At 73.9% G+C, this 12,016-nt stretch carries 11 protein-coding genes; 8 read left to right on the top strand and 3 right to left on the bottom strand.

Annotated elements, in window-relative coordinates:
• Window positions 1–12 precede the first annotated feature (12 nt).
• The 6 genes from GR130_RS33705 (at window position 13) to GR130_RS33680 (ending at window position 7,400) form a co-directional block, all read left to right on the top strand.
• Complete coding sequence (locus tag GR130_RS33705) at window positions 13–2,271, top strand: hypothetical protein (RefSeq protein ID WP_159508207.1); 2,259 nt, start codon at window positions 13–15, stop codon at window positions 2,269–2,271.
• A gap of 220 nt (window positions 2,272–2,491) precedes the next feature.
• Complete coding sequence (locus GR130_RS33700; RefSeq protein ID WP_201305071.1) at window positions 2,492–3,463, top strand: ABC transporter ATP-binding protein; 972 nt, start codon at window positions 2,492–2,494, stop codon at window positions 3,461–3,463.
• Window positions 3,460–4,197 carry an ABC transporter permease gene (locus GR130_RS33695; RefSeq protein ID WP_159508206.1) on the top strand — a complete coding sequence of 246 codons (738 nt, stop codon included), beginning with the start codon at window positions 3,460–3,462 and terminating at the stop codon, window positions 4,195–4,197. The genes GR130_RS33700 and GR130_RS33695 overlap by 4 nt, the downstream gene beginning before the upstream one ends.
• Window positions 4,194–5,459, top strand: coding sequence for an ATP-binding protein (locus GR130_RS33690; protein WP_159508205.1), 1,266 nt, complete (start codon window positions 4,194–4,196; stop codon window positions 5,457–5,459). The genes GR130_RS33695 and GR130_RS33690 overlap by 4 nt, the downstream gene beginning before the upstream one ends.
• A gap of 77 nt (window positions 5,460–5,536) precedes the next feature.
• Window positions 5,537–6,142, top strand: coding sequence for a response regulator transcription factor (locus GR130_RS33685; protein ID WP_159508204.1), 606 nt, complete (start codon window positions 5,537–5,539; stop codon window positions 6,140–6,142).
• A gap of 136 nt (window positions 6,143–6,278) precedes the next feature.
• A complete protein-coding gene (locus GR130_RS33680) occupies window positions 6,279–7,400 on the top strand; it encodes a PP2C family protein-serine/threonine phosphatase (protein ID WP_159508203.1) in 1,122 nt (373 codons plus the stop codon).
• 44 nt (window positions 7,401–7,444) lie between these two features.
• Here GR130_RS33680 and GR130_RS33675 read toward each other — a convergent pair whose 3' ends face one another.
• Window positions 7,445–8,323 carry a transglutaminase-like domain-containing protein gene (locus tag GR130_RS33675; RefSeq protein ID WP_159508202.1) on the bottom strand — a complete coding sequence of 293 codons (879 nt, stop codon included), beginning with the start codon at window positions 8,321–8,323 and terminating at the stop codon, window positions 7,445–7,447.
• Window positions 8,324–8,340: 17 nt separating this feature from the next.
• On the bottom strand, window positions 8,341–9,441 hold the full coding sequence (locus tag GR130_RS33670) for a GNAT family N-acetyltransferase (RefSeq protein ID WP_159508201.1): 1,101 nt from the start codon (window positions 9,439–9,441) through the stop codon (window positions 8,341–8,343).
• 143 nt (window positions 9,442–9,584) lie between these two features.
• Between GR130_RS33670 and fdxA the strand changes: the two genes are divergently transcribed.
• On the top strand, window positions 9,585–9,905 hold the full coding sequence (fdxA, locus tag GR130_RS33665) for a ferredoxin (RefSeq protein ID WP_018089397.1): 321 nt from the start codon (window positions 9,585–9,587) through the stop codon (window positions 9,903–9,905).
• A 187-nt stretch (window positions 9,906–10,092) separates the two neighbouring features.
• Window positions 10,093–11,220: a succinyldiaminopimelate transaminase gene (gene dapC, locus GR130_RS33660; protein ID WP_159508200.1), complete on the top strand. Its 1,128-nt coding sequence runs from the start codon at window positions 10,093–10,095 to the stop codon at window positions 11,218–11,220.
• An 83-nt stretch (window positions 11,221–11,303) separates the two neighbouring features.
• Here the strand turns inward: dapC and GR130_RS33655 are convergent, their stop codons facing one another.
• Complete coding sequence (locus tag GR130_RS33655; protein ID WP_159508199.1) at window positions 11,304–11,759, bottom strand: ATP-binding protein; 456 nt, start codon at window positions 11,757–11,759, stop codon at window positions 11,304–11,306.
• Between the last annotated feature and the right edge of the window lie 257 nt (window positions 11,760–12,016).

Here is a 12,016-nt window from a genome sequence, read left to right as displayed (position 1 = left end):
GGAGAACCTGCTTTGAGTCGTGAATCTGACAGTTCGTCCTCCGGCCCTCAGGGTCGTGGCGGAGCCGCGTACCCCTCGGGGACACCGCCGTACGGCTCGCCCAGGGGAGAAGCCGGCGAGGCGCTGGCGCCCGGTGCCGCGGCCCAGCCGGAGGAGCCCAAGACCGAGACCACGCTGACGACGCGGATCAAGATCAATATTCCGGGGTCCCGCCCCATCCCGCCGGTCGTCGTGCGCAAGCCCGTCGGTGAGGAGTCCGGCATGAACGCATCGGCCGCATCCGGCGGTTCCGCCGGCCCGTCCGGGCCCCCGGGCGGGTCGCGCCCGGCCTTCGGCGGCGAGCGGAACGCGGAGCGTACGGCGAACACCCCGCGCCCGGACGCGGCGGACAAGGCTCCCGGCGGCGCTCCCGCGGACAAGACCAGCGACTGGTTCGCGCCGCGCAAGCCGCAGGCCGGGCCCGGCGGGCAGTCGTCGACCACCGGCACGCACGCCGCACCGCCGGCACCGGAGACCCCGGCAGCCCCGGGCGGCGCGTCCGGCGCCCACGCGGCATCCGGCGCCAAGTCGGCGCAGCGGCCGGATCTTCCGTACTTCTCCGATGCGCCGGCCGCCGCGGGCGGCGGCTCGCCGTTCGACGGCGGCCGGGAGCGCGGCGGCCCGTCGTACGAGGCCGACCCGCTCGGCGGCAACCCGCTCGGCACCGACCCCTTGGGCGGTGACCCGCTGCGCGGTGACCCCCTCGGGAGCACCCCCCTGGGCAGCGACCCGCTGGGCGGCGGCTCCCCGTTCGACGGCGGGCCGCGCGGCGGGGCCTCCCCGTTCGACGGCGGCTCGCCGTTCGACGCCCCGGCGAAGCCCGCGCGCGACCGCAACCCGTTCGACGCCCCGCCGGGCGGTCCCGCGGGCCCCAACGGCCCGACGACCGGCCCGGCGCGCGGCGACTCGGCGTTCAACCTCCCGCCCGGCTTCAGCGACCCCAGCGCCGGCAAGAGCGCCGCCGCCCCCCTGCCCGACGACACCGCCGAACTGACCCCGCAGCCCCCGGCTCCGCTCGCCGGACCCGGCAGCGGCCTCGGCGTCACCGGTGGTGTCGCGGGCGGCCGGCCCGGCGGCCCGAAGGGCAAGGGCCCCAAGGGCGGTCCGCAGGGCGGCGGTGCCGGCGGCCGGGTGTCCGGCGACACCCTGGTCAGCGGCGTCCCGAAGGTGCCCGGCGGGCAGGGCCCGAAGGCGCCCTCGCCGTTCGCGGCGGGTGCGGCGGCCGGCGAGGACGAGAGCGCCGGCCCGAAGCCGCGGCCCAAGATCCCCGAGCCGATCAACCCCAAGAAGGGCCGCAGCAAGCTGGTGCTGGCGGGCGCCGGCGTCGTCGTCCTGGCCGCCGTCGCCTACGGTGCCGGTCTGCTGCTGGACCACGCCGACGTGCCCAACAACACCACCGCGCTCGGCGTCGACATCGGCGGCACCAGCAAGGAAGACGCCCTCAAGCGACTGGAGTCGGGGCTCAAGGACCGCCGGACCGCGCCGCTCAAGCTCACCGTCGACGGCAAGCCGCAGACCCTGCTGCCCTCGACGGCGGGTCTGGACATCGACCTCCAGGCGACCGTCCGCAACGCCGCCGGCCGCGACTACAACCCGGTCTCGGTGATCGGCTCCCTCTTCGGCGTCAAGCGCACCGCGCAGCCGGCGATGATCACCGACAAGGAGAAGCTCCAGGTCGCGCTGGCGAACGTGGCGGGGCCCGCGGACGCCGCCAAGGACGGCGGGATCACCTTCGAGAACGGCAAGGCGGTGCCGCACTACGGCGCGCCCTACAAGGCGATCGACGTCGCGACCTCGCAGGACAAGATCGTCAATGCCTATCTCGACCGGGCCGCGACCGGCACCGACACCCCCGTGGTGCTCGCCGCGACCACCCAGCAGCCCAAGGTCGGCAAGGCCGCGGTGGACCAGGCGTTGAAGGAGTTCGCCGAGCCGGCGATGTCCGGACTGGTCACGATCCGGGTGGACGGGCACGCGGTCTCCTTCAGCCCGCAGAAGTCCATCCCGAAGTTCCTCTCCTTCAAGATCGTCAACGGTCAGCTGGTGCCCTACTACGACCGGCCGGCCCTCAAGGAGCTCTACGGCAACACCTTCGACGGCGTCCTGGTGGCCAAGGGCGACGGCACCAAGCACCCGGTCAGCGTCGAGGAGGTGGCGGCCGCGGTGGGCAAGGCGCTGGTCGGCAAGACCCCGGCCGAGCGGGTGCAGACCATCGCGACGAACGGCTCCTGACGCCATGACCGGTGTCACCCGGCGGGTGTGACGCACGGCGGCCGACGCACCGTCAGCCGCCGTCGGCCGATCGCCGTATGGCACGGAACCGCAGGTCACAGGCCCCCGCGGGCGAGTCCTCAGGGATTCCCCTAGGGGGCCTCCCCCATGACATATGTCATGCCGCCCCGGGTACAGCCGACACTGCCGGGCGGTCGGCGGATCCGCGAAGCTTGAGGGCATGAAGACGACAACTACGACCGCGGCCCGCGCCGAGCGGCGCGCGGCACGGACACCGGTGGTCAGCTTCCAGGGGGTCAGCAAGAGCTATGGCGCGGTGCGCGCGGTGGCCGATCTGCACCTGGAGCTGCACCCCGGCGAGACCGTCGCCCTCCTCGGGCCCAACGGCGCCGGCAAGTCCTCCACCCTGGACCTGCTCCTCGGCCTGCGCTCCGCCGACACCGGGACGGTGAGCCTCTTCGGGACCACCCCGCAGCGCGCCATAGAGCAGGGCAAGGTCGGCGCCATGCTCCAGAGCGGCGGCCTGATGGAAGGCGTCAAGGTCAAGGAGTTGGTCGGGCTCGCCCGCGACCTGCACCCGCGCGGCTATCCCGTGGACCAGATCCTGGCCACCGCCGGTATCACGGAGATCGCCGACCGGATGGTCGGCAAGCTCTCCGGCGGCCAGGAGCAGCGGGTGCGGTTCGCCCTCGCCACCGCCGGCGCCAACGACCTGATCGTGCTGGACGAGCCCACGACCGGGATGGACGTCTCGGCCCGCCAGACCTTCTGGGGCGCCATGCGCCGCCAGGCCCAGGAGGGCCGTACGGTCCTCTTCGCGACGCACTACCTCGAAGAGGCCGACGAGATCGCCGACCGGGTCATCGTGCTGCACCGCGGCCGGGTGCTGGCCGACGGCACCTCCGCCGAGATCAAGGCCCGCGCCGGCGCCCGCCGGGTCACCTTCGACCTGGACGAGCCGATCGACCGCGGCGCGCTGGAGGCCCTGCCGTTCCTCACCGCCCTAGAGGTCTCGGGGCGCACGGTCCGCATCCAGTCCCAGGACGCCGACGCGACCGTGCACGCGCTCTACGGCCTCGGCCTCTACCCGCGCAACCTCGAAGTCTCCGGCCTCGGCCTGGAGCAGGCATTCATCGCCATCACCACGGCGTCCGACGCGACCCCCGCCACCGCCGAGGAGACGGCACGATGACCACCCTGATCAAGCTGGAGATCGTCCGCGCGCTGCGGAACAAGAAGTTCATGTTCTTCTCGGTGATCTATCCGCCTGCGCTGTACCTGATCATCGCGGGCGGCGCGGACAGCAAGCCGATCCCCGGGATGAAGCTCGACATGGGCCTGTACTACATGGTCTCCATGGCAGCATTCGGTGCCATGACCGCCGTCCTGCTGGGCAACAGCGAGCGCATCGCCAAGGAGCGCGAGCAGGGCTGGGTGCGCCAGCTGCGGCTGACCGCACTGCCCGGCCGGGGCTACGTCGCCGCCAAGATAGGCGCCGCAGCGACCGTCAGCCTGCCCTCGATCCTGCTGGTCATGATCGTCGCCGCGGCCGTCAAGGGCGTCCGCCTCGAAGCCTGGCAGTGGCTCGCCATCGCCGCCGGCACCTGGCTCGGCAGCTTCGTCTTCGCCGCCCTGGGCGTCGCCATCGGCTACCTGGCCACCGGTGACGCGGTCCGCCCGATCGCGATGCTGTGCTTCTTCGCGCTGGCCTTCCTCGGCGGCCTGTGGATGCCGCTGACGATCCTCCCGCAGTGGGTGCAGAACATCGCCGAGTGGCTCCCGACGCACGCGTACGCGGCGCTCGGCACCGCCGTCGAGGGCGGCGGCGCCCCGCACGTCAAGGACATGGGCATCCTGCTCGGCTACCTCGTCCTCTTCGCGGGCGGCGCGGCCTGGCTGTATCGCAAGGACACCCGGAAGGCATGAGACCGGTGGAGACGAAGAGCGCATCCGACGACCGGAACCCGGTGATGATCGGCCAGCCGCCGCGCACCCGCCGCCAGGCGGTCACCAAGACGATGTGGATCGGCCTGTGGCTGTTCTACCTCGCCGGCCCGGCCGGCTCGCTGCTCAACCCCGGGACCTCCACCGCCGCGCGCCTGTGGGGAGCGGGCGGCCTGGCGCTCTTCGTCCTCGCCTACTTCTACCTGGTCTTCCGTCACATGTGGCGGGAGACCACCCGCCACATGAGGTACGGCGTCCTGGCCCTCATGCTGGCGCTGTCCGTCGCCCTCACCTGGACCCTCGGCTTCGAGTGGCTGGTGCTGTTCATCTTCGTCAGCGTCGGCTCCGCCGTAGTCCTGCCCGCGCAGCAGTCCCGCTGGACCATCCCGCTGATCACCGCGGTGCTGCTCGCCGTCGGCGCGCGCTATCCGGAGGTCCGCGACTACTACGTCTTCGCCTATGCCCTGCCCGCCCTGGGCAGCGGCTTCATGATGATCGGCGTGCAGTACCTGATCCGTACGACCCAGGAACTGCGCGCGGCCAGAGAGGAGGTCGCCCGGCTCGCCGCCAACGACGAGCGGCTGCGACTGGCCCGCGATCTGCACGACCTCCTGGGGCACTCCCTCTCCCTGATCACCCTCAAGAGCGAACTGGCCGGACGGATGCTGCCCGGCAGCCCCGAGGACGCCGCGCAGCAGGTCGCCGACATCGAGCGGGTCAGCCGCCAGGCGCTGGTCGACGTCCGCGAGGCGGTCACCGGCTACCGGCGCCCCCGCCTGGCCGTCGAACTGGCCGGTGCCCGCTCCGCGCTCCGTACCGCCGGCGTGGAACTCACCGTCGCCCCCGCCCTGGAGAGCGAGCACCCGGCGCTGACCGCCGACACGGAAGGCGCGCTGGCCTGGGCGCTGCGCGAGGCCACCACCAACGTGGTCCGCCACAGCGGCGCCCACCGCTGCGAGATGCAGCTCACCGAGGAGTGGGAGTCCGACGACCGCCACTACCTCTGCCTGGCCGTCGTCGACGACGGCGGCGGCCCGCCGCGCGGCCGGCACGACGGCAACGGCCTCACCGGCCTCCGCGAACGCCTCGCCCTGACCGACGGCCGTCTGGAAACCGGCCCGGCCCCCCGCGGCCACGGCTTCGCCCTGCGCGCCTATGTCCCCATGAGCACCCCGGCCGCCGCAACCGGCGCCGCCGTACCGATGCCGGACACCTCACCGGAGCCGGCGCCCGGCCCGGTGTAGCGGCCCCGCTCTTCGGCCGCTGCCCGATGCGTGACGGGCGGCGTCCGGGCCCGCACCCAGGCTCTAAGCTGGCCCGCATGATCAGACTGCTGCTGGCGGAGGACCAGTCGATGGTCCGCGAGGCGCTGGCGGCGCTGCTCTCGCTGGAGGACGACCTGGAGGTCGTGGCCCAGGCCGCGCGCGGCGACGACGTGCTCGCGGCGGCGCGGGCGCACGAGGTCGACGTCGCACTGCTGGACATCGAGATGCCGGGCATGAGCGGACTGGACGCCGCGGCCGTGCTGCGCGACGAGCTGCCCGGGGTGAAGGTCGTCATCCTCACCACCTTCGGACGCCCCGGCTATCTGCGCCGGGCGATGGAGGCCGGGGCGCAGGCGTTCCTGGTCAAGGACGCCCCGGCGGCCCGGCTCGCGGACGCGGTGCGCCGGGTGCTGGCCGGTGAGCGGGTCATCGACCCGGCTCTGGCCGCCGCGGCGCTCGCCGACGGCGCCAGCCCGCTGACCGAGCGCGAGCGCGAGGTGCTCCAGGCGGCGGCCGGCGGCGCCACCAACGCCGAGATCGCCGCGGCGCTGCACCTGTCCCAGGGCACCGTCCGCAACTACCTCTCCCTCGCCATCCAGAAGACCGGCGCCCGCAACCGCGCCGAGGCGGTCCGCACCGCCCGCGACAAGGGCTGGCTCTGACCCCTGGCCCGTTGCACGGGCCCTGATCCGCCGCCCCCGCCCCCGGCCCCGTCCGCTCCCAGGACCTTGGCCGTGCCGCGCGCCGGACCTTCGCCCCTGTGCGCGGCCGCGGGACGTCCCGCAGGCTTGAAGTGTCATGCCTGCCCACCGCCCGCCGGAGGACGGCCCGCTCACTCCGGTGCTGCTGATCCTCGCCATCCTCGTCGTCGCGACGGTGGATGCGACGACCGGCCCGGAGCTGCACATCTCGGCCTTCATGGGGATCGCCCCGCTGGTCGCCGCACTGCGCTGCTCGTACCACCGAACGCTGCTGGTGGCGGTCGTCTACGTCGTCTGCCTCACCTACGTCGATCTGCTGACGGTGCCGGACTGGGCCCCGGCCAGCCGGGTCGTCGGCGTCTTCGGGGCCTTCCTGGTGGGCGTCTTCGCCCTGGTGCTGTGCCGTACCCGCCTGGAGCGCGAGGCGCTGCACGCCCGCACCAGCCTCGTCGCCGACACCGTGCAGCGGGCGATGCTGCGCGAGCTGCCGCTGCGCGCCGGCTCCCTGGAGGCGTACGGCTTCTACGTTTCCGCCCAGGAGGGCGCCCGGGTCGGCGGCGACATCTACGAGGCCGTCGACACCCCGCACGGGATGCGGCTGATGATCGGCGACGTCCAGGGCAAGGGCATGCCGGCGATCGGCGCGGGCCTGGAGGTGCTGGCGTCGTTCCGCGAGGCGGCGCAGTACCAGGAGTCGCTGGAGGGGGTCGCCGACCGCATGGAGCAGGCGCTGACCCGCTACAACGCCCGCTCCGCCGAGGAGGGCACCGACGAGCGCTTCGTCACCGCCCTGCTGGTGGAGGTGCGCGGCACGGACCGGGCCCGGGTGCTGTCGTGCGGCCACATCCCGTACTACCTGGTGCGCGGCGGCCGGGTCCACGAGCGCCGCGACGGCGAGGGCGGGCTGCCCCTGGGCCTGGGCACGCTCGGCGGCGAGCCCCGGCGAAGCGTCCGCGTCCACCGGGAGCCCGGCGACTGGGCGGTGCTGTGCACGGACGGCGTCACCGAGGCCCGCGGCACCGGCGGCGACTTCTACCCGCTGGCCGACCGCCTCGCCCGCTGGACCCACCTGGCGCCCGCCGATCTGGCCCGTACGCTCCGCACGGACCTGGAGGAGTTCACCGGCGGCGACCTGAAGGACGACGCGACGGTGCTGGTCGTCCGCCGGACCTCGGCGCAGGAGGCGCGGCAGGCGGTGCCCCGGTCCGCGGCGGCCTGACCGCCCGGCCGCGGCCGTACGGCGCCGCGCGGCGCCGGCGCCCCTCAGTTGAGCCGGGCCCGGGCCGCCGCCGCCTCCCGCCGCAGCGCCGTCGCGGCGGCCGGCTGCACCGGCTCCACCACCCGCGCGTACTCCTCCAGCTCGGCCGCACCGGCCAGGAACTCGCCCCGCTGGACGAGGAGTTGCGCACGCTCGTGGCGCAGCCGCGCCGGATGGGCGGGCAGCAGCAGGGACAGGTCCAGCGCCCACAGCTGGACCGCGCTGTGCTCCGGCCGGGCCTGGGCCCAGGCCTGGATGTTGTTGAGGATGCGCTGGACGATCTCCAGCGGGCCGGCCGGGCTGAGCATCGCCGGCGACAGCGCCTCGCCGGTCGCCCCCGCGACGATCATGGCCGCGTCCTGGTCGGCGAGCGGCCGCCCGCCCTCGAACGGGTCGGCGAGGACGTGCCGGCCGCCCGGGTCCCCGAAGCCGACGACGAAGTGGCCGGGCAGCGCCACCCCGTACACCGGTGCCCCGGCCCGCCGCGCGACCTCCGTCCACACCACGGACAGCAGGATCGGCAGCCCTCGGCGCCGCCGCAGCACCTCGTGGAGCAGCGACGACTCCAGCCGCCGGTAGTCGCCGGCCGAGCCGCCGAAGCCGTGCCGGGTGCCGAGCAGCTCGCCGACGTTGCGGGCCCAGGCTCCGGGGCCGCCGGCCGGTTGGTAGGGGAGCAGGCCGGCCAGCCGGTCCAGCTCGATCTGCGCGGCGTCGATGCCCGCCTGGTCCAGCGACGGATCTGCCTCGGCGGCGATCAGCAGGCACAGCAGCGCGAGGTCGGGCCGCTCCTCGCGCGCCGCCGCCGCGAACTGCCGCCGCCGCTCCTCGCGCGCCGCCTCCCGCCCGGGCTCCGGCTCCCGGCCCCGCTCCGCTTGCTCACCCATACGGGACGGACACCTCCTCAGCCGGCGTCGGCCGCCGGGCCGCGCCGGTAGTGGTAGCGGTGGTGCTCGGTGAACCCGAGCCCGTCGTACAGCGCGAGGGCGTCCGCGTTGTCCGCCTCGACCTGGAGGTACGCCGCCGACGCACCCTCCTGGAGGGCGCGTTCGGCGAGCGCCGCCATCACCAGTGTGGCCAGCCCCCCGCGCCGCTGCGCGGGCGCCACCTCCACGGCGGCGAAGCCCGCCCAACGGCCGTCGACCACCAGCCGCCCGATCGCCGCCGTGCCGCCGTCCGCGGCGGGCACGCTCGCGAACCACACCGACGGCCCGCCGGTGAGCACCCGCAGCGCCACCGCCGAGGGCTCCCCGGTCCGGTTGTAGAGCCCGAGCCACCCGGCGTCCGGCTCCCGGGAGAGGACCACCCGCGAGGTGTCCGCCCCGGTGTCCGCGAGCGGTGCCAGCGCCGAGATCCGTACGGAGGTGTGCGCCTCGTCCCGCCAGCCGCGTGCGGCCAGCTCCGCGGCCAGCGGGTCGCCGGCGTCGGGCCGGCCGGTGGCGACGGCGATGACCGGGGGCAGCCCGCGCGCGCCGTACCACCGGGCGGTCCGGGCCAGCGCCTCGTCCAGGGGGACACCGGGGCTGCCGAGCGCCAGTACGGAGTTGGCCCGGCGGGTGAAGCCCACCCGTCGCCCGGCCACCACCCCTCCAGGACGTGCTTCGCACGGCACCTCCTGCACTGAAGGCACCTCCTGCACTGAAGGCACCTCCTGCACTGAAGCCCGCAGTGTCCACTCACCGAGATGTTCTGTCTCGACGGCCGGCCAACCCCGGGCGGCGACCTCCTGGAGCTCCCGTACCCGGGCAGCCGGGACCTTTCTGCGGGCCGGTGCCGCGGGCACGACCTTGGCCGCTACCAGCGAGGACTCCTCGATCCGTACGCATTCGCCGTCGCGCCGTGTGATGCTCAGCACACCCTCGTCCCAGGATGTGAGAACGCCGACCGCGTCCGTGAACGCCGGCTCCCCCGCGCGGGCCCCGGTCAGGCGCCGCACGGATACCCTCTTTCCCACATCAGCCCGGGTGATCCGGACCTCCGCGCGACCACCGGCGAGGAATTCCATCGCTCTCCAACCGCCCCTCTTGTTCGTCTCCTGCCCGGGAACGGAGATACTAGGTGGCGGGCATCGACGACGCCGCGCTCCCGCGCGCCCAACGGCGGTCCTGACAATCCGGTCCGCCGGCCCTACCGAGGAGGAACGACAGCGTGACCTACGTCATCGCGCAGCCTTGTGTCGACGTCAAGGACAAGGCATGCATCGAGGAGTGCCCCGTCGACTGCATCTACGAGGGCTCCCGGTCTCTGTACATCCACCCGGACGAATGTGTCGACTGTGGTGCGTGTGAGCCGGTCTGCCCGGTGGAGGCGATCTTCTACGAGGACGACACTCCGGAAGAGTGGAAGGACTACTACAAGGCGAACGTCGAGTTCTTCGACGAGCTCGGCTCGCCCGGTGGTGCCAGCAAGCTCGGCCTGATCGAGCGCGACCACCCCTTCATCGCTGCGCTGCCGCCGCAGAACCAGTAACACCCGGGGGCCGAGGGGGAGCCTGCCCGCTCCCTCTTGCCCCCGAGGCCGCTGGGGCTGCCCCCAGCGCCGGCGGGGAAGGTCGCACGGCGCCGCGCGGTCCCGTACGGCCTGCCCGCCGTACGGGACCGAGGCGTTTTCGCGCGCCGACGTCCGCCGCGTCACCCCGTACGAGAAAGAGAGCACCGTGGGCGCAGTCTCATCCCGCCATCCGTCAGGGGAACCGCTCAGCGACCGCCTTCCGGTCTTCCCCTGGGACCGCCTGGAGCCCTACAAGGCCACCGCCGCCGCGCACGCCGACGGCATCGTGGACCTGTCCGTCGGCACCCCGGTCGACCCGGTGCCCGCGCTGGTCCGGCAGGCGCTGACCGACGCGGCCGACAGCCCCGGCTATCCGACGGTGTGGGGGACGGCCGCGCTCCGCGACGCGCTCACCGGCTGGGCCGCCGACCGCCTCGGCGCCCGCGGCCTGGCGCACACCAACGTGCTGCCGGTGGTCGGCTCCAAGGAACTGGTCGCCTGGCTGCCGACCCAGCTGGGCCTGGGTCCGGGCGACAAGGTGGCCTACCCGCGGCTGGCCTACCCGACGTACGAGGTCGGCGCCCGCCTGGCCGGCGCCGAGCCGGTCGTCTACGACGAGCCGACGGAGCTGGACCCGGCCGGCCTCAAGCTGCTCTGGCTCAACTCGCCCTCCAACCCCACCGGCCGGGTGCTGACCGCCGAGGAACTGCGGCGCACGGTGGCCTGGGCGCGCGAGCACGGCGTACTGCTCTTCAGCGACGAGTGCTACGTCGAACTGGGCTGGGAGGCCGACCCGGTCTCCGTCCTGCACCCGGACGTCTGCGGCGGCTCGTACGACGGCATCGTCGCCGTGCACTCCCTGTCCAAGCGCTCCAACCTCGCCGGCTACCGCTCCGCGTTCCTGGTGGGCGACGCGGCAGTCCTCGGCGATCTGCTCCAGATCCGCAAGCACGGCGGAATGATGGTCGCCGCGCCGATCCAGGCCGCCACCGTCGCCGCGCTCGGCGACACCGCCCACGTCGCCGAGCAGCGCGCGCGCTACGCCCGCCGCCGGACCGCGCTGCGCACCGCCTTCGAGGCCGCGGGCTTCCGCATCGAGCACAGCGAGGCGTCGCTCTACCTCTGGGCGACCCGCGACGAACCGTGCTGGGACACCGTCGGCGACCTCGCCAAGCGCGGCATCCTGGTCGCCCCCGGCGACTTCTACGGCGCGGCGGGGGAGCGGTTCGTACGGATCGCGTTCACCGCCACCGACGAGCGGGTCGAGGCCGCGGTACGCCGCCTCGCGGACTGACCGCGGACCGGACGCACACCGCGCGCGGGGGCCCGGGGAGAGCACGATCCCCGGGCCCCCGCGCGACGGTCGGCGCCGGTGGGTCAGTTGTTGTCGACCGGCACCCCGCCGATCAGGGTCTGGGCCGCCGGCACCACCAGGCGGCCGAGCAGGCCCCCGGCCTCCTCCGGCAGCGCCTGCTCGGTCGCGGCGCCCTTCTGCGCGATCGGACGGGCCATGCCCTCCGCCCTGTGGGCGGCGTCCTGGGCCACCGGGGTGGTCTCCACGACGGCCGGGGCCAGGGTCCTCACCAGCGCCGGCGCGAGGGTGCGCTCGGCCTCGTTGCCGGTCGCGTTGACCACCCCGACGCCCTTCTGCGCCTGCGAGTCCAGGGCCTTGCCGGTGCTCGCCGAGTCCAGCGTGCTCAGCCCGCCCATCTCGTTGCCTTGAGGGGGCAGGCTCACGGCGCTCGCGGAACCGGCCGCAGCGACCACGGGAGCGGCGCCCGCTGCGATCAGCAGGGCGGCTCGGGCGATCCGACGCGTAACGGGGAGGGACATGGTGCTCCTTTTACGGAGAAGGACTTCGTACTTCTGACAGATGTGCCATGTCCGCCGGGCGGACGCACTGACTACCGCGTCAAGTGCCCGCAGGTTGCGGTGAACTCCGGTAAAGAACTGGCAACGTGTCGCATAATCTGCTCTGGGTAAAGCTGAGCGATTTGCGTACGTCCCGAAGCCGCGCGGAAAGGTCACAGCCCCTTAAACGCAAGGCAATTGGCGGAGGATACGGCGGCAACCAGGTGAAATCCCGGACG

The sequence above is a fragment of the Streptomyces sp. GS7 genome (genome assembly GCF_009834125.1).
Lineage (GTDB): Bacteria > Actinomycetota > Actinomycetes > Streptomycetales > Streptomycetaceae > Streptomyces.
Note: the sequence above shows the minus strand (reverse complement) of the source record. Positions and strands in the feature narration are given on the sequence as shown.